Origin of the sequence: Streptomyces sp. NPDC048383 (assembly GCF_040651775.1) — a bacterium.
In the GTDB taxonomy this organism is placed as follows: domain Bacteria; phylum Actinomycetota; class Actinomycetes; order Streptomycetales; family Streptomycetaceae; genus Streptomyces.
The window spans coordinates 132833-153102 of the sequence record NZ_JBEZKS010000013.1 but is presented as its reverse complement, the minus strand read 5'-3'; the positions used below and the strand labels follow the sequence as shown (position 1 = coordinate 153102).

At 73.5% G+C, this 20270-nt stretch carries 18 protein-coding genes; 8 read left to right on the top strand and 10 right to left on the bottom strand.

Annotation, left to right across the window (positions count from 1 at the left end):
* Positions 1-188: 188 nt before the first annotated feature.
* The 3 genes from AB0D46_RS12440 to AB0D46_RS12430 form a co-directional block, all read right to left on the bottom strand.
* Positions 189-3320, bottom strand: coding sequence for an efflux RND transporter permease subunit (locus tag AB0D46_RS12440; RefSeq protein WP_362877264.1), 3132 nt, complete (start codon positions 3318-3320; stop codon positions 189-191).
* 179 nt (positions 3321-3499) lie between these two features.
* Complete coding sequence (locus tag AB0D46_RS12435; RefSeq protein WP_362877263.1) at positions 3500-4219, bottom strand: response regulator transcription factor; 720 nt, start codon at positions 4217-4219, stop codon at positions 3500-3502.
* 66 nt (positions 4220-4285) lie between these two features.
* Positions 4286-5107 carry an adenosylcobinamide-GDP ribazoletransferase gene (locus tag AB0D46_RS12430; RefSeq protein WP_362877262.1) on the bottom strand — a complete coding sequence of 274 codons (822 nt, stop codon included), beginning with the start codon at positions 5105-5107 and terminating at the stop codon, positions 4286-4288.
* A gap of 85 nt (positions 5108-5192) precedes the next feature.
* Between AB0D46_RS12430 and AB0D46_RS12425 the strand changes: the two genes are divergently transcribed.
* Positions 5193-5966 carry a hypothetical protein gene (locus AB0D46_RS12425; RefSeq protein ID WP_362877261.1) on the top strand — a complete coding sequence of 258 codons (774 nt, stop codon included), beginning with the start codon at positions 5193-5195 and terminating at the stop codon, positions 5964-5966.
* Positions 5967-6071: 105 nt separating this feature from the next.
* Here the strand turns inward: AB0D46_RS12425 and AB0D46_RS12420 are convergent, their stop codons facing one another.
* Together AB0D46_RS12420 and AB0D46_RS12415 are read right to left on the bottom strand one after the other, a co-directional pair.
* On the bottom strand, positions 6072-6350 hold the full coding sequence (locus AB0D46_RS12420) for a hypothetical protein (RefSeq protein WP_362877260.1): 279 nt from the start codon (positions 6348-6350) through the stop codon (positions 6072-6074).
* Positions 6351-6363: 13 nt separating this feature from the next.
* Positions 6364-7158 carry a PspA/IM30 family protein gene (locus AB0D46_RS12415; RefSeq protein WP_362877259.1) on the bottom strand — a complete coding sequence of 265 codons (795 nt, stop codon included), beginning with the start codon at positions 7156-7158 and terminating at the stop codon, positions 6364-6366.
* Positions 7159-7441: 283 nt separating this feature from the next.
* On the opposite strand from AB0D46_RS12415, the gene AB0D46_RS12410 reads away from it, so the two are divergent.
* Both AB0D46_RS12410 and AB0D46_RS12405 read left to right on the top strand, forming a co-directional pair.
* A complete protein-coding gene (locus AB0D46_RS12410; protein WP_362877258.1) occupies positions 7442-8050 on the top strand; it encodes a DUF3043 domain-containing protein in 609 nt (202 codons plus the stop codon).
* Between the two features lie 92 nt (positions 8051-8142).
* Positions 8143-8877 carry a methyltransferase domain-containing protein gene (locus tag AB0D46_RS12405; protein ID WP_362877274.1) on the top strand — a complete coding sequence of 245 codons (735 nt, stop codon included), beginning with the start codon at positions 8143-8145 and terminating at the stop codon, positions 8875-8877.
* 59 nt (positions 8878-8936) lie between these two features.
* Here the strand turns inward: AB0D46_RS12405 and AB0D46_RS12400 are convergent, their stop codons facing one another.
* Positions 8937-9149 (bottom strand): hypothetical protein, encoded by a 213-nt coding sequence (locus tag AB0D46_RS12400; protein WP_362877257.1) that lies wholly within the window; start codon positions 9147-9149, stop codon positions 8937-8939.
* Between the two features lie 94 nt (positions 9150-9243).
* On the opposite strand from AB0D46_RS12400, the gene AB0D46_RS12395 reads away from it, so the two are divergent.
* The 5 genes from AB0D46_RS12395 to AB0D46_RS12375 all read left to right on the top strand — a co-directional run bounded on the left by AB0D46_RS12395 (position 9244) and on the right by AB0D46_RS12375 (position 15558).
* Complete coding sequence (locus AB0D46_RS12395) at positions 9244-10449, top strand: bifunctional adenosylcobinamide kinase/adenosylcobinamide-phosphate guanylyltransferase (protein ID WP_362877256.1); 1206 nt, start codon at positions 9244-9246, stop codon at positions 10447-10449.
* A 106-nt stretch (positions 10450-10555) separates the two neighbouring features.
* Positions 10556-11620: a nicotinate-nucleotide--dimethylbenzimidazole phosphoribosyltransferase gene (gene cobT / locus AB0D46_RS12390; RefSeq protein WP_362877255.1), complete on the top strand. Its 1065-nt coding sequence runs from the start codon at positions 10556-10558 to the stop codon at positions 11618-11620.
* Between the two features lie 80 nt (positions 11621-11700).
* Entirely contained in the window at positions 11701-13584 is a 1884-nt protein-coding gene (locus AB0D46_RS12385) for a phosphatidylglycerol lysyltransferase domain-containing protein (RefSeq protein WP_362877254.1), read from the top strand.
* Positions 13581-14303 carry a hypothetical protein gene (locus tag AB0D46_RS12380; protein WP_362877253.1) on the top strand — a complete coding sequence of 241 codons (723 nt, stop codon included), beginning with the start codon at positions 13581-13583 and terminating at the stop codon, positions 14301-14303. The genes AB0D46_RS12385 and AB0D46_RS12380 overlap by 4 nt, the downstream gene beginning before the upstream one ends.
* 37 nt (positions 14304-14340) lie before the next feature.
* The gene (locus AB0D46_RS12375) at positions 14341-15558 is read left to right on the top strand and encodes a histidine kinase (protein ID WP_362877252.1); all 1218 of its coding nucleotides are present in this window, start codon (positions 14341-14343) and stop codon (positions 15556-15558) included.
* A gap of 71 nt (positions 15559-15629) precedes the next feature.
* Here the strand turns inward: AB0D46_RS12375 and AB0D46_RS12370 are convergent, their stop codons facing one another.
* The 4 genes from AB0D46_RS12370 to pelF form a co-directional block, all read right to left on the bottom strand.
* Entirely contained in the window at positions 15630-16436 is an 807-nt protein-coding gene (locus AB0D46_RS12370) for an endo alpha-1,4 polygalactosaminidase (RefSeq protein WP_362877251.1), read from the bottom strand.
* A complete protein-coding gene (locus AB0D46_RS12365; protein WP_362877273.1) occupies positions 16433-17083 on the bottom strand; it encodes a spherulation-specific family 4 protein in 651 nt (216 codons plus the stop codon). The genes AB0D46_RS12370 and AB0D46_RS12365 overlap by 4 nt, the downstream gene beginning before the upstream one ends.
* A gap of 62 nt (positions 17084-17145) precedes the next feature.
* The gene (locus AB0D46_RS12360) at positions 17146-18741 is read right to left on the bottom strand and encodes a hypothetical protein (RefSeq protein WP_362877250.1); all 1596 of its coding nucleotides are present in this window, start codon (positions 18739-18741) and stop codon (positions 17146-17148) included.
* Positions 18738-20252: a GT4 family glycosyltransferase PelF gene (gene pelF / locus AB0D46_RS12355; RefSeq protein WP_362877249.1), complete on the bottom strand. Its 1515-nt coding sequence runs from the start codon at positions 20250-20252 to the stop codon at positions 18738-18740. The genes AB0D46_RS12360 and pelF overlap by 4 nt, the downstream gene beginning before the upstream one ends.
* Between the last annotated feature and the right edge of the window lie 18 nt (positions 20253-20270).

Genomic DNA, 20270 nt, shown 5'->3' with positions numbered 1-20270 from the left:
GTACGCGAAAGGGGCGCCCCCGAGGGGGCGCCCCTTTCGCGTACGCCGAACGGTGCGACGCGGGCCGCGCCGGGCCCCACCCGGCCCGTCCGGGGCCCGAGCCCCTCCCGGAGGCCCGGGACGCGGACCTCCGGGACGGGACGTAGGACGGGTGGGACGGGTGGGACGGGTGCGACGGGCCCTGCCGGTCAGACCTTGACCGGTTCGGCCGGGTCCTGGGTGTCGGCCTGCGCCGGGACGGGCGCCCGCCGGGCCGCCCTCTTCGCCCGGCGGCGCTCCTTGCGGAGCTCGACCATCGTGTAGAGGGTCGGCACCAGCAGCAGGGTCAACAGGGTGGAGCTGACCAGACCGCCGATGACCACCACCGCGAGCGGCTGCGAGATGAAGCCGCCCTCGCCGGTGACGCCGAGCGCCATCGGGAGCAGCGCGAAGATCGTCGCCAGGGCGGTCATCAGGATCGGGCGGAGCCGGTGACGGCCGCCCTCGACGACCGCCTCGACCACGCCGAGGCCCTGGGCGCGGTACTGGTTGACCAGGTCGATCAGGACGATCGCGTTGGTCACCACGATGCCGATGAGCATCAGCATGCCGATCATCGCCGGGACGCCCATGGGGGTGCCGGTGAGGATCAGCAGGCCGAGCGCGCCGGTGGCCGCGAAGGGGATCGAGACGAGCAGGATCAGCGGCTGGACCAGCGAGCGGAACGTCGCGACCAGCAGCATGAAGACGATCGCGATGGCCGCGAGCATGGCCAGGCCGAGCGAGCCGAAGGCCTCGTCCTGGTCCTCGGAGACGCCGCCGATGGAGGCCGAGGCCCCGGCGGGCAGGTCCAGCGCCTTGATCTTCGTCTGGAGGGTGGAGCTGACGGCGCCGGTGTTCTCGCCGACGGGCCGGGCGGTGATGGTGGCGGCGCGGGCGCCGTCGATCCGGGTCATCGCGACCGGGCCGGGCACGACCTTGACCTCGGCGATGTCACCGAGCTTGACCGGACCGACCTGGAGGGCCTGGAGCTCGGCCAGGGTGGTGGCCGGGTTGGCGGAGCGGATGACGATGTCCCGCTCGGTGTCGTCCAGTACGGCCTTGCCCGCCGGGTTGCCCCGGACGGCCTGCGCGACGACCGCGCCGAGCGTGGCCTGGTCCAGGCCCGCGTCGGCGGCCTTGGGCGTGGCGGTGACGGAGATGCGGGGCACCGACTGGGCCAGGTCGCTCTGGACGTCGGTGACGTCCTTGAGGGCCGCGACCTCGGTGCGGACCTGCTCGGCGGCCTTCGCCAGGGTGGCTCCGTCGCCGGCCTTGACGACCACGCTGAGGTTCTGGCTGCCGAAGCCGTCGCCGGCGGCGATGCGGGTGCTGCCGATGCCGTCGAGCTTCGCCAGTCCGCCCTCGATGCGCTTCTTGACGGCGTCCGCGTCGCCGGAGTCCTTCAGCGTGACCTGGTACGAGGCCTGGTTGGAGCCCGTACCACCGCCGAAGGCGGCCATGAAGCCGGAGGAGCCGACGGTGACCTGGTAGCTCTTGACGCCGTCCACGGAGCCGAGCAGCTTCTCGATCTTGCGGCTGGACTCGTCGGCGGCGGACAGCGAGGTCCCGGGGGCCAGCTCCTGCTTGACCGTCAGGACGTCCTGCTCCCCCTGGTCGAAGAAGTTGGTCTTCAGCAGCGGGGTCATCCCGAACGTGCCGATCAGGACGACCACCGCGAGGGCCACACTGGTCAGCCGGCGCCGGGTGGCGAAGCCCAGGACCCGTACGTAGAGGCGCTGGAGGCGGCTGTTGGCCTCCTTCTCCTCGGCTTCGCGGCGGGCCTCGGCGGCGCTCTCGGCGTCCCCGGCGATCACGCCCTTCGGCGCGCTCAGGAACCAGTACGACAGGACCGGAACGACCGTCAGCGACACGAGCAGCGAGGCCAACAGGGCCGCGGTGACGGTGAGGGAGAAGGAGCCGAAGAGTTCGCCGATCATGCCGCCGGTCAGGCCGATGGGCAGGAAGACGGCGACGGTGGTGAGCGTGGAGGAGGTGACCGCGCCGGCCACCTCCTTGACCGCGGTGAGGATCGCCGCCTCGCGCTCCTCGCCGTAGCCGAGGTGGCGCTTGATGTTCTCCAGGACCACGATCGAGTCGTCGACGACCCGGCCGATGGCGATGGTGAGCGCGCCCAGCGTCAGCATGTTCAGCGACAGGTCGCGGGTCCAGAGCACGATGAGCGCGAGGACCACGGACAGCGGGATGGAGACCGCGGTGACCAGGGTGGAGCGCAGCGACGCGAGGAAGACCAGGATCACGATCACCGCGAAGACCAGGCCGAGCAGGCCCTCGGTGGTGAGGCTGGAGATGGACTTGGCGACGGCCGGGCCCTGGTCGCTGACCACGGTCAGGTCGGCGCCGGAGCCGAGGGTGGAACGCAGCTCGGGCAGCTTGTCCTTGACCGCGTCCGAGATGGCGACGGCGCTGCCGTCCTTATCCATCGTCATGACGACGGCGAGGCTGGGCTTGCCGTTGGTGCGGGTGATGGAGGCGGCCGCGGCCGGCTCCTGCTTCACGGCGGCGACGTCACCGAGGCGGACGGCGGGCTTCCCGGGGCCGGGGCTCAGCCGCAGGTCCTCGACCTGGGCGAGCGAGGTGTAGCCGGCGCCGACGCGGACGGTGCGGTTCTTGCCCTCCTCGTCGAAGGAACCGGCGGGGACGGCGGCGCCGCCCGCCTGGAGGCCCTTGGCGACGGAGGCGCCGTCGAGGCCGGCGGCCGCGAGCTTGGCGTTGTCGGGGGTGACGGTGACCTGGAGGTCCCGGACGCCGTCGACGCTGACCTGACCGACGCCGTCGATGTCCTCCAGGACGGGGAGGACGGAGCGCTCCAGCTGGTCGGCGAGCGCCTGCTGGTCCTTGTCGGAGGTGACGGCGAGGATCACGGTCGGGATGTCGTCGGTGGAACCGGCGACCACCTGCGGGTCCACCTCGGCGGGCAGCCGCACGCGGGCCCGGTTGACGGCCTGCTGGACGTCGGCGACGAGCTGCTTGGTGCCGCTGTCGCCGTAGTCGAAGGTGGCCCGGATGAGGGCGTTGCCCTCGCTCGCGGTGGAGGTGATGCCGGTGATGCCGTCGACGCCCTTGAGGGTGGCCTCGATCGGCTCGACGACCTGCTTCTCGACGACGTCCGGCGAGGCGCCCTGGTACGGCGCGAGCACGGACACCATGGGCAGTTCGATGGAGGGCAGCAGCTGCTGCTTGAGCTGAGGGATGGCTATGGCGCCGAAGACGAGCGCGACGATCGACACGAGGCCGACCAGCGCTCTCTGGGCCAGGCTGAATCGGGACAGCCAGGACATGGGTGGGATCTCTCTGCAGTGACGTATACGAGGGCGTGCCGTCGGGCACACGCGAGGCAACGCCAGACTTCCGTACGCGCGGGCGCGGTTGCGTCGCCCCCAGGTCCCGTCCTTATGCGCGGCATACCGCACCCGCAGTAGTCCGTCCTACTGCGCGGCCCGGCGGATCACCCCGGGGATCAGTCGGAGCGGGGCCGCACCAGACCCGATTCGTACGCCACGACCACCAGTTGGGCCCGGTCCCGGGCGCCGAGCTTGGCCATGGCCCGGTTGACGTGGGTCTTGACGGTCAGCGGGCTGACCTCCAGGCGGGCGGCGATGCCGTCGTTGGACAGGCCCGCGGCGACGTGGACGAGGACCTCGCGTTCGCGGCCGGTCAGGGCGGCGAGCCGTTCGGCGTGCGCGGAGCCGGCGGCGGGGGCCTCGGCGTGGCCGCCCTGGGCGAGGAAGCTGGCGATCAGGCCCTTGGTCGCGGCCGGGGACAACAGGGCCTCGCCGGCGGCGGCGACGCGGATGGCGTTGAGCAGCTCGTCGGGCTCGGCACCCTTGCCGAGGAAGCCGGAGGCGCCGGCGCGCAGGGCGGCGGCGACGTACTCGTCGACCTCGAAGGTGGTCAGCATGACGACGCGGACCCCGGCGAGGTCCGGGTCCGCGCTGATCATGCGGGTGGCGGCGAGGCCGTCGGTGCCGGGCATCCGGATGTCCATCAGGACGACGTCGGCCCGCCGTTCGCGGGCGAGGGCGTACGCCTGGGCGCCGTCGGAGGCCTCCCCGACGACGAGCATGTCGGGTTCGGAGTCGACGAGCACCTTGAACGCGCTGCGCAGCAGCGCCTGGTCGTCGGCGAGCAGCACCCTGATGGGGCCGCCGTCCTGGGTCTGCTCCACGCTCTCGTCCACGCCCCGAACGTACACGGCCGCGCCGCGTGACCGGCGGGACGGGTGCGGGGCGGGTACGGGACGGGGTCAGCCCAGGGCGAGGAGGACGAGCGCGGTGGTGGCGGCGACCTCGCAGACGGCTCCGAACACGTCGCCGGTGACGCCGCCGAAGCGGCGCACGCAGCGGCGCAGCAGCAACTCGGCGGCGGCCAGGGCGGCCAGGACCGAAGCGGCGTACTGGAGGGCCGTGGGCAGGCCCAGCGGGAGGGCGGCCAGGGCGGCGGCGGCCGTGACCAGGCCGGCCACGGCCAGGGCGGCGCGGCACGGGACGACGCCCGCGACGGCCGCGCCGAGTCCTCCGGGGCGGGCGGCGGGAACCCCCGCGCGGGAGGCGAGGGTCATCGCGAGCCGGGCGGCGACGGCGGCGGCCACGCCGGCGAGCGCGCCCCGGACCCAGCTGTCGGCGTACACGTCGGCGAGGGCGGCCGTCTGCACGAGGAGGACGATCAGCAGGGCGATGACCCCGAAGGGGCCGATGTCGGACTGCTTCATGATCCGCAGGGCGGCCTCGGCGGGCTTGGCGCTGCCGAGTCCGTCGGCGGTGTCGGCAAGGCCGTCGAGGTGCAGGCCCCGGGTCAGTGCGGCCGGTACGGCGACGGTGACCGCGGCGGCGAGCAGCGGGCCGCCGCCGAGGAGGAGCAGGAGGACGCCGGGCACGGCGGCGAGCAGGCCCACGGCGAGCCCGGCGACGGGCGCGCAGGCCATGCCGGTACGGGCGGCCGGCCGGTCCCAGCGGGTGATGCGCGCGGGCAGCACGGTCAGCGTGCCGAACGCGAAGCGGAGCCCGTCGGGCAGGGAGGCGCGCTCGCCGGGCGGCACGGGGGGCGGATCGTCGAACGAATCTTTCATCGGCGGGAACGCTACCCGCTCGCGCCGGGCGGTAAATTGCGTATTACGTGCCAAATCGGGAGCCGCTACACAGAGAGCTGGTGCGATGGGTCACTGGTGGTACCGCAACATCGTCGAACCGGGGAAGCTCCCGCTGTTGCTCGCCCTGCTGTCCTTCGTGACCTCGTTCCTCGTCACCCGGGTGATCACGCGGCTGATCCGCGCGGGCCGGGGGCCCTTCAAGAACATCACCCCGGGCGGGGTCCACGTCCACCACGTGGTGCCGGGCGTGATCCTCGTGATCATCGGGGGGTTCGGTGCGGTCGGCAGCGGTCGGCACGGCTTCGGGGCGGCCCTGTCGGCGGTGCTCTTCGGACTCGGCGCCGGCCTGGTGCTGGACGAGTTCGCGCTCATCCTGCACCTCGACGACGTGTACTGGAGCGAGCAGGGCCGCAAGAGCGTGGAGGTCGTGGTGGTCACGGCGGCGCTGGTGGCCCTGGTGCTGGGCGGTTTCCTGCCCTTCGGGGTCAACGAGCTGACCGCGGACGAACGGCAGAACCGCGGGCTCGTGGTCATGAACACCGCCACGAACTTCTTCCTCACCCTGATCGCCCTGTGGAAGGGCAAGGCACGCACCGCGATCTTCGGCCTGGTGGTGCCCTTCGTCGCGCTGATCGGCGCGGTACGCCTGGCCCGGCCCGGTTCCCCGTACGCCAAGCGGTTCTACGTGAACCGCCCGCGCGCCCGGGCCAAGGCGGGGCTGCGCGCCTTCCACCACGACCGCCGGTGGGCGCACCCGCGCCGCCGGTTCGAGAACTTCATCGGCGGGACCCCGGACCCGGAGCGGACGGCCCTGGAGAAACCGGAGCCGCCGCGGTGACCGGGACCGGACGGCCGGACGCGATGGGCCCGCCCCCGACGGGGGCGGGCCCATCGCACGTCGGTTTCCCGGTCCGCGGCCGATCGGGAGCGGTCGGGTGCGCGGTCAGCCCGGGATCAGGCCGTCGTCGCGCAGCATGGACCTGACCTCGTCCAGCGTGGCGCCCGGTCCGGGCAGGATCAGCTCGGACGGCTCCAGCGCGTCGTCCGGGAGCGGCTCGCCGAGGCGCCGGACGGCTTCCAGCAGGGCGCCCAGCGTCCGCCGGAAGCCCTCCTCGTCGCCGCGCTCCATCTCGGCGAGCAGTTCGTCGTCCAGCGCGTTGAGCTCGGTGAAGTGGCTGTCGGCCATCTCCACCTGGCCTTCCCCCATGATGCGGACAATCATGACGGGCCCCGTCCTACTGCTTGTCGAACCGGTGCTGGGTCGGCGACGGCCGGCCCTCGCCGGGGGCGCCGCCCTCGATCGCCTGCTGCTGGGCCGACGGGCCGCCCGCCAGCTCGGCCTTCATGCGCTGGAGCTCCAGCTCGACGTCGGTGCCGCCGGAGAGGCGGTCCAGTTCGGCCTGGATGTCGTCCTTGGAGCCCAGTCCGCTGCGGTCGTCGAGCGCGCCGGACGCCAGCAGCTCGTCGATCGCCCCGGCCCGGGCCTGGAGCTGGGCGGTCTTGTCCTCGGCCCGCTGGATCGCGAGGCCGACGTCGCTCATCTCCTCGGAGATGCCGGAGAAGGACTCGGCGATCCGGGTCTGCGCCTGGGCCGCGGTGTAGGTGGCCTTGATGGTCTCCTTCTTGGTGCGGAAGGCGTCCACCTTGGCCTGCAGCCGCTGGGCGGCGAGGGTCAGCTTCTCCTCCTCGCCCTGGAGGGTCTGGTGCTGCACCTCCAGGTCGCTGACCTGCTGCTGGAGCGAGGCCCGGCGGGACAGCGCCTCGCGGGCGAGGTCCTCACGGCCGAGGGCGAGGGCCTTGCGGCCCTGGTCCTCCAGCTTGGCGGACTGCCCCTGGAGCTGGTTCAGCTGCAGTTCCAGGCGCTTGCGGGAGGTCGCCACGTCGGCGACGCCGCGGCGCACCTTCTGCAACAGTTCCAACTGCTTCTGGTACGAGTAGTCAAGGGTCTCGCGCGGGTCCTCGGCCCGGTCAAGGGCCTTGTTCGCCTTCGCGCGGAAGATCATCCCCATACGCTTCATGACACCGCTCATGGGCTTCGCGCGCCCCCTTCTGACGGACTTCGCTCAAGGTCACCGACAGGACCCACAGTACGGGCCCTGTCTCCATTACCGCACTGATCGAGTACGGATGCGCTCCTCCTCCAGGACGACTACGCCCGCACCGTGTCAGGCGTAAGGAGTAGGTGATCCCCGAGAACCCCGGATGCTCCGGGGATACCCGGGAGTGCCCACGGGGAACCGCTACTGGGAAGACGCCCGCCGTTGCCGGATCGTTCCCCGCCGGGGTGGGGTGCGTGCCCTGGACCACGTAGGCTTGGGTTTTGTGTTTGGTAGCCGCTCCTCCAAGGAAGAGAAGGCCGCCGCCACCGACAAGGTGAGCGCCGACCTCTCGCAGCCCCGTAACCCGCAGGCCCCGAAGGGCCGCCCGACGCCGAAGCGTGCTGTGGCCCAGTCGGGGCGCAAGGCCGTGGTGGCCTCGACCGGCAACCGCAAGGAGGACGCCAAGCGAGCCCGTGAGCGCCGTCGCGTGGAGATGGCCAAGCAGCGCGAGGCGCTGGCCAGTGGCGACGAGCGCTACCTGCCCGTCCGCGACAAGGGCCCCGTACGCCGGTACGTCCGCGACTTCGTGGACTCCCGCTTCTCCGTCGCCGAGATGTTCCTGCCGCTCGCGGTGATCATCCTGGTGCTGAGCATGGTCCGGGTGCCTTCGATCCAGAACATCGCCCTGATGCTGTGGCTCGGCGTGATCGTCCTGATCGTCATCGACTCCATCGGCCTCGTGATCCGGCTCCGCAAGGCGCTCAACGAGCGCTTCGCGGACGAGCCCCGTCGCGGCGCCGTCGCGTACGGCCTGATGCGCACCCTCCAGATGCGCCGGCTGCGCCTGCCGAAGCCCCAGGTCAAGCGCGGGGAACGACCCTGACCGCAGGGACGCCCCCGGCGCCCGGCCGGGCCGGGACCCCGGGGGACGGCTTCGCCGGCGGCTCCCGGCTATGGCTCGAAGGTCTCGGCGGACTGCGCAACGCCGTCCGTCAGGAACTCGTCGGCCGGCAGGTCGAGGAACAGATCACGCACCGCTTCCCGGTCGGGCAGCGGCTGCGGGTCCTCGACGTCGGCATGGGGCAGGGCACCCAGGCGCTGCGCCTGGCGCGCGCCGGGCACAAGGTCACCGGCCTGGAACAGGACCCGGAGATGCTGGAGGTCGCGCGGGCGGCCCTGGCCGCGGAACCCGCCGGGATCCGTGACCGGGTCCGGCTGCTGGAGGGTGACGGTCGGGAGACCGGCGCCCACTTCGGGCCGGGCAGCTTCGACGTGGTGCTCTGCCACGGGGTCCTGATGTACGTGGCCGAACCCGACGCCATGCTGGCCGGGCTCGCCCGCATGCTGGCCCCGGGCGGCCTGCTGTCCCTGCTCGTGCGCAACGGCGACGCCCTCGCCATGCGGCCGGGCCAGGCCGGTGACTGGACGGCCGCGCTGGCCGCCTTCGACACCGTCGACTACACGAACCGGCTCGGCCTCCACGTACGGGCCGACCGGCTGGCCGGCCTGACGGCGACCCTGTCCGGGATCGGGGCGCCCCTGCACACCTGGTACGGGGTGCGGGTCTTCACCGACGGCACCGAGGCCGGGAACGCACTGCCCCGCGACGAGGAACTGGAGCGGCTGCTGGCCGCCGAGGAACGCGCCGGGCGGACCGACCCGTACCGCGCGGTCGCGGCGCTGCTGCACCTGTGCGGGGTCCGCGGCTGACGCCGCCCCGGAGCGTCCGCCCCGGCCCTCGGGCCGGGGACGGGCGACCTGTTGCCGGATCAGGCGTCGAGAGCCGCTCGCAGGCTCATCGTGTACAGCTCGGTGCCGGCGTCGTCGGACAGCTTCACCTGCTCGGTACCGCCCTCCAGCAGGTCCTTCCAGTACTCACCGATCCAGGACTCCGCGTCCCCCTGCGTGGTGAACTCCTCCGGTGTCACCGCCGGAGTGGTCTCGGTGCCCTCGGCCGTCTCGAACCGCCACGTCCACGCCATGTCCGCCTCCGCTGCTCGTCCGCTCTTGCACGTTGAGTGTGCCCGCAGAGTAACCGGGCGCGCAGCAGTCCCGAGGACGCGGGAGGATCTCCGTGTGGAACTCACTCTGCTCGGCACCGGTACACCCGAAGGACTGCCCCGCCCCGGCTGTCCCTGCGCCGCCTGCGCGGTCTCCGTGGGCACCCGGTCCCGCGCGGCGACCGCCGTGCTCGTGGACGGGGCGCTGCTCCTCGACCTGACCCCCGGGGCCGTGCTGGCCGGGGCCCGGGCCGGCCATTCGCTGGCCGGCGTACGGCAGGTGCTGCTCACCCATCCGCACGACGGGCCGCCCGTCGAGCTGCCGCCGGGGCTGCCTGCGGCCGGGCGGGTCCCGGACGGGCGTGAGGTCACGGTGATCAGCGGGCACCGGGTGCGGGCGGTCCCGATGGACGCGCCGGGCACCGGCTACGACGTCACCGGCCCCGACGGCAGCCGGCTGCTGTACCTGCCGCCGGGCGGGGCGCCGGCCGGGACCAACGGGACGACGGCGCGGCGCGCGTACGACATGGTGCTGGCCGACGTGACGGGCCGGCCCGAGGCGCTGGCGCGGCTGCGGGCGAGCGGGGCGATCGGCCCGGCCACCGACGTGATCGCCGTGCACCTGGACCACGACACCCCGCCGGGGCGGGAACTGGAGCGCCGCTGCGCGGCCGCCGGAGCGCGGGTCGTGCCGGACGGCACCACGGTGGTGGTCGGCGACTACCACGAGGGGCCGTACGTGCCGCGCCGGACCCTCGTGCTGGGCGGCGCCCGCTCGGGCAAGTCCTACGAGGCGGAGCGGCGGCTGGCCGGCTACCCGGAGGTGGTCTACGTGGCCACGGGCGGCACCCGCGCCGGTGACTCGGAGTGGGCCCAGCGGGTCGGTCTGCACCGGGAGCGGCGGCCGGCGAGCTGGCGGACGACGGAGACCTGCGAACTGGTACCGCTGCTGGAGGCGCCCGGGCCGGCCCTGCTGATCGACTGCCTCGCGCTGTGGCTGACCGACGCGATGGACCGGGTCGGGGCCTGGGACGACGCGGTGTGGGCGACCGACGGGCGGCAGCGGCTGCGCGAGCGGGTCGCCGACCTGGTGGCGGCCGTCCGCGCGACGCGTCGCCCGGTGGTGCTGGTCAGCAACGAGGTGGGTTCGGGGGTGGTCCCGGCGACCGCGTCGGGGCGCCGGTTCCGGGACGAGCTGGGGCGGCTGAACAACGCGGTGGCCGGCGAGTGCGAGCACGTCCTGCTGGTCGTCGCGGGACAGGTCGCGGTGCTCAAGGAGTAGCGCCGGGCCCCCGGGCCCGACCCGGGCCGAACCGGCCCCGGACGGGCCCGTCGACCCCGCGCGCGGGGGGCTTGGGCAGGGCCTCACCGGCTGTACGCTCTGGCAGATGACCACGCTGAATCTCGACGACTTCTCCGATCTGATCGAGCGCCCCGACGGGGGCGTCCGGCGTGACGCCGAGGATCGCCGTGAGCGCCTGGTGGTGCCGCCCGGCGCCCTGGGCCGGCTCGACGAACTCGCCGAGTGGCTGGCCGCGGCGCAGGGCCGGGTCCCGGTCCGGCCCCTGGAGCGGCCGCGCGTGGTGCTGTTCGCCGCCGACCACGGCATCGCCGCCGAGGGCGTCTCCGCCCGGCCCGCCGGCAGCGCCCACGCACTGGTCCGCTCCGTCCTCGACGGGAACAGCCCGGTGGCCATCCTGGCCGACCGGTTCGGCGCCGGCGTACGGATCGTCGACGCGGGTCTGGACTGCGATCCCGAACTGCTGCCCGAGGACGTCGTGCGCCACCGCGTCCGGCGCGGCAGCGGTCGGATCGACCGCGAGGACGCCCTGACGATCGAGGAGGCGCGGGCCGCCCTGACACTCGGCATCCGCATCGCCGACGAGGAGGCCGACTCCGGTACGGACCTGGTCGTCCTCGGGGACCTGAGCGTGGGCGGCACCACGGTGGCCGCCACCCTCGTCGCCGCGCTCTGCGGCACGGACGCCTCCGTGGTCACCGGCCGCGGCGGGGTCGCGATCGACGACCTGACCTGGATGCGCAAGTGCGCCGCGATCCGGGACGCGCTGCGCCGGGCCCGTCCGGTCCTCGGCGACCAGGTGGCCCTGTTGGCGACGGTCGGCGGCGCGGACGTCGCCGCGATCACCGGGTTCCTCCTCCAGTGCGCGGTGCGCCGTACGCCCGTCATCCTTGACGGTGTCGTCTCGGCGGCGTGCGGACTGGTCGCCCAACGCGCCGCGTTCCGCGCTCCGGACTGGTGGTTGGCGGGTCAGGCCGGTGGCGAACCGGGCCAGGCGAAGGCGCTCGATCGGATGGCACTCAACCCCGTGCTCGACCACGGCGTCACAGTGGGAGAAGGAACCGGGGCATTGCTGGCGCTCCCCCTGGTCCAGGCGGCAGCCGCACTCGCGGCGGACCTCCCGGAGCGGGCCGTGGAAGCGCCGGTGGACTGAGGCGACGGGCACCGCGGACCTGACCGGTCCGCGGCGCCCGCGACGCCTGTGGACTGCGATGCCCCATATCATCGCTTTTCATGGGAGAGGTCCGCTTGACCAGCGCAGAGACCGACCGGAGCCTCGATCAGGCGGCCGGCAAGGGTGCCGACGGCAGGAAGGATTCCGGCGGCGACCCCGCCGGAAGGCCGGAGACCCGCAGGGGGACCCCCCGCTCGCGGCGCGCCGCGGGCTTCGCGGTCTGGTACCTGCGGGCCGTCACCTTCATCAACTTCCTCAGCGCGGTGTGGCTGTCGCTGGGCCAGGACCTGCGGCGGCACAACACCGCCGACTTCTACACCCCGTACCTGCTCACCGCCGGCTTCGCCTCCGGACTCTTCTCGCTGCTGCTCGCGGTCACCATGGGCCGCCGCAAGCGGGCCGCCTGGATCCTCAACCTCGTCGTCAGCGGACTGCTGCTGCTGGCCTTCGCGGTCGCCGCCCTCGCCCCCTGCTCCGGTGGCGAACTCGACTTCTGCTACCCGGAGTTCCGCGACCACGCGCAGAACTGGGTCTCGCTCGCCCTGACCGCCGCCTTCGTCGGCGCCCTGCTGCTGGGCCGCCACGAGTTCTACGCCAAGGGCGACCGCTCGAACCCGAAGCTGGCGACCGCGGTCGGCGCCGTCGGCCTGCTCGTCACCTCGCTGATCGCCGCCCTCCTCGTCGGCGCGACCAACTCCGACGCCGACCGGGCCGACGCGACGTTCCTGGCCCGCTGGCGGTACGGCGTGATGCGGCTGATCACCCTGGCGCCCGACGACAAGGCGTACAACGCGATCACCACGCCCGGCTGGGTCGACGTCTTCATCAACGTGATGTCGATGCTGCTGCTGCTCGCCGTGCTCTTCGCCGCGTTCCGCTCGCGCCGGGCCGTCGACGCGCTCACCGCCGAGGACGAGGAACGGCTGCGGGCGCTGCTCGCCAAGCAGGGCGACCGCGACTCCCTCGGCTACTTCGCGCTGCGCCGCGAGAAGTCCGTCATCTGGTCCCCCACCGGGAAGGCCGCCGTCACCTACCGGGTCGTCGGCGGGGTCTCGCTGGCCTCCGGCGACCCCATCGGCGACCCCGAGGCCTGGCCCGGGGCGATCGAACCGTGGCTGGCGCAGGCCCGCGAGCACGGCTGGGTGCCGGCCGTGATGGGCGCGAGCGAGGAAGCCGGGCAGATCTACGCCCGACACGGCCTGGACGCCCTGGAACTCGGCGACGAAGCCATCGTGGAGACCGCCGAGTTCACCCTGGACGGCCGGGCCATGCGCACCGTCCGCCAGGCCTACAACCGGGTCAAGCGGGCCGGGTACACCGTCCGGATCCGGCGGCACCGCGACATCCCCGCCGCCGAGATGAAGGTCCTGCTGGAGCGGGCCGACGACTGGCGCGACGGCGCGACCGAGCGCGGCTTCTCCATGGCACTGGGCCGGCTGGGCGACCCGGACGACGGCCAGTGCGTGATGTTGGAGTGCACCGACGGGAACGGCGACCTGCGCGCCGTGCTGTCCTTCGTGCCGTGGGGACCCAAGGGGCTCTCCCTCGACCTGATGCGCCGTGACCGCGATTCCGAGAACGGTCTGATGGAGTTCATGGTCATCGAACTCCTGGAACGCTCCAAGGAGATCGGCGTCACCCAGGTCTCGCTGAACTTCGCGATGTTCCGTTCCGTCTTCGAGCGGGGGTCCAGGCTCGGCGCGGGTCCGGTGCTGCGCATGTGGCGTTCGCTGCTGAGCTTCTTCTCCCGCTGGTGGCAGATCGAGTCCCTCTACCGGGCCAACGCCAAATACCGGCCGATCTGGGAACCGCGGTTCATGCTCTTCGAGAAGAGTTCCGACCTGCTGCGGATCGGCATCGCGGCGGGTCGGGCCGAGGGCTTCCTGGAGGCACCCGGCCTGCCGAAGTGGCTGCATCGCAGACATCTGGAGACGATGAGGTGACAGCACGGACGACGGCCCCCCTGCGACGCTTCGCCCACCGGGAGTGGGGTCCCCTGTTCGGGACCGTCCGGGACGCGCTCGTACGGGACGGGTGGCGGGCCGTCCCGATGACGATCGGCGCGGTGGGCCTGACGTCCGTCTTCCAGATCGTGCAGAACACCTCCTGGGGCTTCCAACCGGTCCAGGACCTCGGCTCGGTCAAAGCCGCCGATCCGTTGTGGTTGGCGCTGCTGCGCACCCCGCTGTCGCTGTGCGTGCCGGCGCTGGACCTGCCCGTGTGGGGGGCGCTCGCCCAGATCCTGCTGGTCTTCGGGATCTCGGAGATCTGCGTCGGCTGGTGGCGGACCCTGCTCATCGGGTACGTCGCCACCCTCGCCGGCACCACGTACGCCCGGATCGGCCTCTCGCTGGGCTCCGACCACCCCCTCGGCCTGCCGGAGTCCGACCGGATCGTCAACGACACCGGGCCCTCCGCGGCCGTCGTCGGCCTCGCGATCCACGTGTGCTGGCGCTACCGGGCGTACCTCACCGGGGCCCTGGTGGTCGTCGTGATGATCGGCGAGGTGGTCTTCAAGAACAACCTCGCGGGCAAGGAGCACCTGGCGGCCATCGCGGCCGTCATGGCGCTCTGCGCGGTCCGGGCCCAGTGGGGTCCCGCCCGCTCCCGGGCCCCGCTCGGCCGGCGGCCCCCGCCGCCGCCTCCGCCGCGGCCCGCCTGACCGGCGCGGGCCGCGCGGCAGCCCGTACCGTGTCCGGGTGAGCACAGACCCCGGGCCGTTCGCCCGTACCCGGCAGTGGCTGCGGATCCATCCGCTGGCCACCGACGCCGCTCTCGCGGTCGGGGCGTTCGCGGCGATGGTCGTCGGATCCTTCGCCGACCCGCACGGACCGCACGGGCCCACCTTCGGGACGCGCGCCCCGGAGCCGTTCTCCCTGCTGCTGATGCTGCTCGGCGCGGCGACCCTGGTGGAGCGGCGCAGACGGCCGCGCGCCGTGCTCGCCGTCACCTGCGGGCTGTCGCTGCTGGAACTGACGACCGGCGAACCGCGGGCGCCCGTCGTGATGTGCGCGGTGATCGCCCTGTTCACGGTGGCGTCCCGCACCGACCGGCCCACGACCTGGCGGATAGGGCTGCTCACCATGGCCGGACTGACGGGCGTGGCCATGCTGGCCGGCCCGCTGCCCTGGTACGCGCAGGAGAACCTCGGCATCTTCGCCTGGACCGGGATGGCCGCGGCGGCCGGTGACGCGGTCCGCAGCCGCCGGGCCTTCGTCGACGCGATACGCGAACGCGCCGAACGGGCCGAACGCACCCGCGAGGAGGAGGCCCGGCGCCGGGTCGCGGAGGAACGGCTGCGCATCGCCCGGGACCTGCACGACGTGGTCGCCCACCACATCGCCCTGGTCAACGTGCAGGCGGGCGTCGCGGCACACGTCATGGACCGGCGCCCGGACCAGGCCAAGGAGGCCCTCGCGCACGTACGGGAGGCCAGCCGTTCCGCGCTGAACGAGCTGCGGGCCACCGTCGGCCTGCTGCGGCAGTCCGGCGACCCGGAGGCCCCGACGGAGCCGGCGCCCGGACTGGCCGTACTGGACGGGCTGCTGGACACCTTCCGCAACGCCGGCCTGCCGGTGGAGGTGTTCGTGGAGCTGGGACGGGAGCGGACGGCGCTGCCCTCGCCCGTGGACCTGACGGCCTACCGGGTCATCCAGGAGGCGCTGACCAACGTCCGCAAGCACGCCGGCCCGGGGGCCCGGGCCGAGGTGAGCGTGGTGCGGGTCGGCGCCTCGGTGGAGGTCACCGTGCTCGACGACGGGGGCGACGGGGCCGACCCGTCGCCGGAGCCGATCGATCCGCACGGCGGGCACGGCCTGCTCGGCATGCGCGAACGGGCCGTCGCCCTGGGCGGATCCTGCTTCGCCGGCCCCCGCTTCGGCGGCGGCTACCGCGTCCACGCGATCCTCCCCGCCTGACCGAGCCGGCCGGCCCCGACCGACCGGATCCGACCGACCGGATCCGACCGACCGGATCCGACAGTGACGGCCTAACAGGCCTTGCGCCAAGCCCCCAGTTCGTACTTCTTCTCCAGGGAGCTGAGCTTCAGCTCCCTGGAGCGGGCGCAGAACCGGTCCGCGGGCAGCTCGTACTCGACGTGGAACACGGCCTTGCCCGCCGCGATGAACGGGGTCAGCCGCTCGCACTCGCGGTACTCGGCGCACTGCTCGTTGACCGCGAAGTCGAACGCGTCGACCAGCTGCGGGATCTGGTCGAGGTCGTTCTTCAGGCCGACCGACAGCCCCCGGTCGTGCGCGAGGCGGGCGATCAGCCGGTTGTAGGCGAGCTGGTGGTCGGCCGTGAGCGGGAACCCGGAGGCGTTGTCGTAGCCGTCCATGTTGTCGGGTTCCACCGCGTCGAAGCCCTTGTCCCGGCACATGTCGAACCGGGCCGCCATGAGCGGTTCGAGCGCGTCGAGCCGGCGGATGTCGAGCCAGCGTTCGCCCTTCCACCCGTTGCCCTTGCCGAGCAGCGACTTCGGGAAGTCGCCCGCGTCGGGCCGGAAGTCCTCCCAGGCGCCGGTGGACAGGTAGCAGATGGTGCGGCGGCCGTCCTTGCGCAGCCCGGCGACCTGCTCCTTGGTGGTGGTGAACCCGTCCACGTCGTAGACCGGCACGTCGATCGAGGTGTCGAGCCCGCCGCTCAGCTGCCACTGCCAGCCGATGCCCGGCGCGGGCTTCCAGCGCTCCCCCGGCGCCGGCTCCGGGGCCGGCGCCGGGTCCTCGTCGTCCGGCTCGGAGGAGCAGGCCGTGAGCAGCAGCAGCGCCGTGACCACGAGGGCGGCGAAACGCTTCATCCGGCCGCCTCCACGGCGTACGGGAGGGTCCCCCACGGGTGCGCGCCCGTACCGGGGACCGCGCAGTGCACCCCCGCCCGGCGCTGCGCCGCGAGTTCGGCGGCGGGCGCGTCCGGGGGGACGGCGTACACGAGGTGGCAGAAGCGCTGCGCGGGGTGGTCGGCAGTCCAGGACGGGGCGGTGGCCTCGTCCCGGTAGGCGTCCCAGGGCCCCTCGAAGGTGACGAGCAGGTCGGCCAGCCCGGCGTAGCCGGGGTGCGGGTGGACGCCGTGGTTCAGGACGAGCGTACGGGCGCCGGCCGCCCGGGCGGCGACGGCGAGGCGCGTGTAGTGCGGCAGGAGTTCCGGCCCGGCGGCGGCCTGGTCGAGGAAGGCCCCGTCGGTGTCGTACCAGTCGCGGTGTCGGAGCAGGTCCTGGACGACGGCCCCGTGCGGGCGCCGCCCGTAGTCGGTGTCGGCGTACCCGAGGACGGCGACGCCGGCGTCGCGGAGGCGTTCGGCGACGGCGGCGAACCGCTCGTCACGGGCCGCGCCCGGGCCGCTGTCGGGGTTGAGCACCACCGAGTGCAGCCGGCCCGCGGAGCGGATCAGCCGCTCCCAGGCGTCGGGACGGTCGGCGGGGTGCTCGTAGAGGGGCACCAGGAGCATGGGGTCCTTCTTCTCGTACGGTCGGCCCTTCGCGTCGGAGTCGAAGGGGTCGCGGGAGTCGCTCACCGGTGGGCCGTCGCCCGGCCGAGGAGCAGGCAGACAAAAACGGTCAGCGTCGCGGCCGCCGTCGCGGCGACCGCCACCTGCACCAGCCGGGGTTGGCCGACCCCCACCAGCAGGGCCAGGCTCTGGGCGACGGCCGCCGAGGCGCAGACCACGGCGGCGGGTCGGACCGCCCCGAAGGACTGCAGGAGCAGCCCGGTCCACATCACGGCGCCGAGGAGGAGCAAGGTCGCGACGCGCAACCCGGTGAGGCCGGGGGCGTCGGGCCACAGCAGGGTGCCGGTGACGCCGAGCACCAGCAGCACCGCCAGGTACGTGGCCAGGCACCGGGCCAGGGTGGTCAGCATCCGGTGCCGGAAGGCGCGGGGCGAACGGGCCGCCCGCAGCCCCGCGAGGCTGCCGCTGCGGAACCGGTGCAGGAGCCATTCGGCGGGGCCCATGCTGAGGGTGAGGGCGACCGCCGAGGGTGCGGCGACCGCCTCGGCGGGCCCCCCGGCGAGGACCTCCCCGAGCGCGGCGTACAGCACGAGCAGGCCGGTGCCGAGGCCGAACACCCCGTACGGGACGGAGTCCCCGATGCGGGGTCCGCGCCGGCTGTGCTCCTCCTCGGCGCCGCGCAGCATCTGCCAGCGCACCGGGCCGCGTTCGCCCGGGCGGTGCCGGGTCCAGCCCCGGACCCGGCGGGCGGCGGACCGCAGCCCGGCCGCCAGCGGCAGTTCCCGTACGGCGAGGGTGCAGGCGGCCAGCAGGGACACGACGAGCAGGGTGACCCGCACCGGGACGGGCAGGTCGACGAAGAGGGCCAGCAGCGCCCCGGCGGCCATCGGGGCGAGCGCGGCGAGCAGCACCCGCTCCCGGCCGAGGACCAGCAGGACGGTGGCGGCCCCCACGTACAGGGCCTGCCCGGCGGCGAAGGCGTACGAGAACGGCGGCCCGCCGGGCACCGCGAGCGCGGCGGCGGTGCCCAGCAGGGACCCGACGGGGGCCCCGACGAGGAGGGTCCGCCCGGCGGCGGCCCGGTCGCCGAGGCCCAGCCAGGAGTAGGCCCGATGGGACAGGGTCTGGTCCCAGACCCAGCCGATGAGGGCCCCGGCGAGCAGGGTCAGGGTGCCGGCGGGCAGACCGAGCCGGTCCTGCGGGCCGTCCAGGAGCGGCGCCCCGAGGAGGTACGCCAGGCCGGGCAGGGCGAAGATCACCCCGCGCAGCAGGCAGGCGGTGAGGGACACCTTCCAGGGGTCGGTGACGCGGTCCGGCTCCGGGAAGGAGCGCGGCACCCGGGCGTACAGCTCCTCGGCGAGACCGAAGGAGTCGTGCCGGCCGTAGGTGAGCCGGATGTACTCGTCGGTCATGCCGTCGGATTCGAGGATCGCGGCGATCTCGTCGGGGTGGACGGCCGCCGAGATGAACGGGTCGAGCCGCTCGGCGAGTTCGTCCATCGGGTCGGCGGCGGGCGCCTCCCGGCGCGGCCTGGGGATCGCCGGCAGGGCGCCGTCCGCGCCGGGCGGCCACTGCGCGCCGCGACGGCCCGGGGAGCCGGGGCCGGGCCCCCGGGCCCCTTCGGACCCGGGGGGCTTGAGCCAGAGGGAGCCGCTCACCACAGGCTCCCGTCGGCCGCGAGTTCCTTGTACCAGGGGTCGGCGAGCCGCTGCGTCCAGGTGTCGCCCTCGTGCACGGGCAGGACGGGCTGGCCGGCGAGTTCCCGGTAGATGTGCCGGAAGCCGTCCACGGACTGGTGGAGGGTGAACTTCTCCACGACCCGCTTGCGGGACATCCGGCCCAGTTCGAGGCGGCGGGCGTCGTCGCGCAGCAGCGCGAGGGTGGCCCGGGCCATGGTCTCCGGTTCCCGGGGCGGGACGACGAGCCCGGTGTCGCCGACGGCCTCGCGCACGCCCCCGACGTCGGTGGAGACCGTGGTGCGGCCGCAGGACATGGCCTCGATGATGCTGAAGGGGAAGCCCTCGCTGATGCTGGACAGCATCACGATGCTGCCCGCGGCGTAGGCCTTGGCGACCTGCTCGATGCGGCCCTCGTAGGTGATGCCGTCGCTCACGCCGAGTTCGGCGCCGAGCTTCTCCAGCCGGATCCGGTACTCCTCGCAGCCCGCCGGGACCGGGCCGAAGAGGCGCAGCCGCAGGGCGGGCAGCTCCTCGCGCATGAACGCGTAGGCGCGGATGAGGGTTTCCAGGTCCTTGATGGGGTCGATCCGCCCGCACCAGCTGAGCGTGGGCACCTCGGGCTCGCGGCCGGCCTCGGGGAAGGCGTGCGGGTCGACCCCGTTGTAGACGGTGCGGATCCGCTCGGAGTCGGCGCCCCCGCGCTCCTCCCAGCGACGGTTGTACTGGTTGCACGGGGTGATCAGGTCGGCCTGCCGGTAGCCCTCGGTGTTCAGCTCGCGGTAGAAGCCGAGCATGAGGGCCTTGACGGGCCAGCGCTGCGCCGCGGTGCGGTAGCCGAGGTAGCGCTCGCGCAGGTAGATCCCGTGCTCGGTGAGCAGGAAGGGCACCTTGTCGAGGCGTTTGGCGGCGAGGGCGGGGAGCGTCGCGAGGCCGCTGCTGACGGCGTGCGCGACGCTGTCGGGCGGGATCCGTACGGACAGCGGGCGCAGGGCGTGTTCGAGCAGGTCGGTGGCGGTGAGCGCGTCGTGGATGGTGGGCTCGGCCTCGGCGGTGACGAGTCCGGGCCGGGTCCAGGCGTTCATCAGCAGGCGCAGCACCGATTCGGAGCGCAGGGCCGGCGCGAGCCGTCCGGCCCGGGCCAGTTCGGCCATCTCGCCCAGCGCCTCGGAGAACCCGCCGTGGGCGGGGTCGATCAGGGAGAGCAGGAAGTTCTCGTACGTCTCGGTGAAACGGCGGTGGGCCCTGCCGCGCAGGGTGGACCGCCGGGTCCTGGGCGGGGCCGGACCCCAGAGCGGGACGGCCGTGTGCCGGTAGACGTTGCGCGGGAGTTCCCAGGTGACCGGCTCGCGTCCGGAGCCGGTGAGGGCTATGACGTTGAAGTCCACCTCCGGCATGCCGCGGACCAGTTGGTCGCACCAGGTGCTGACGCCCCCGTGAACGTGTGGATAGGTGCCTTCGGTGAGCATGGTGACATGACGCCCATGGCTCATGCGGTGTGTCCCCCCAGG

What these genes read in the sequence shown, in the direction of transcription:
- AB0D46_RS12415 (WP_362877259.1), bottom strand. Translation starts at nt 7,158, where the DNA reads ATGAGCGGTGTCATGAAGCGTATGGGGATGATCTTCCGCGCGAAGGCG.
- AB0D46_RS12425 (WP_362877261.1), top strand. Translation starts at nt 5,193, where the DNA reads ATGGGTCACTGGTGGTACCGCAACATCGTCGAACCGGGGAAGCTCCCG.
- AB0D46_RS12430 (WP_362877262.1), bottom strand. Translation starts at nt 5,107, where the DNA reads ATGAAAGATTCGTTCGACGATCCGCCCCCCGTGCCGCCCGGCGAGCGC.
- AB0D46_RS12400 (WP_362877257.1), bottom strand. Translation starts at nt 9,149, where the DNA reads ATGGCGTGGACGTGGCGGTTCGAGACGGCCGAGGGCACCGAGACCACT.
- AB0D46_RS12385 (WP_362877254.1), top strand. Translation starts at nt 11,701, where the DNA reads ATGGGAGAGGTCCGCTTGACCAGCGCAGAGACCGACCGGAGCCTCGAT.
- AB0D46_RS12440 (WP_362877264.1), bottom strand. Translation starts at nt 3,320, where the DNA reads ATGTCCTGGCTGTCCCGATTCAGCCTGGCCCAGAGAGCGCTGGTCGGC.
- AB0D46_RS12365 (WP_362877273.1), bottom strand. Translation starts at nt 17,083, where the DNA reads ATGCTCCTGGTGCCCCTCTACGAGCACCCCGCCGACCGTCCCGACGCC.
- cobT (WP_362877255.1), top strand. Translation starts at nt 10,556, where the DNA reads ATGACCACGCTGAATCTCGACGACTTCTCCGATCTGATCGAGCGCCCC.
- AB0D46_RS12420 (WP_362877260.1), bottom strand. Translation starts at nt 6,350, where the DNA reads ATGATTGTCCGCATCATGGGGGAAGGCCAGGTGGAGATGGCCGACAGC.
- AB0D46_RS12370 (WP_362877251.1), bottom strand. Translation starts at nt 16,436, where the DNA reads ATGAAGCGTTTCGCCGCCCTCGTGGTCACGGCGCTGCTGCTGCTCACG.
- pelF (WP_362877249.1), bottom strand. Translation starts at nt 20,252, where the DNA reads ATGAGCCATGGGCGTCATGTCACCATGCTCACCGAAGGCACCTATCCA.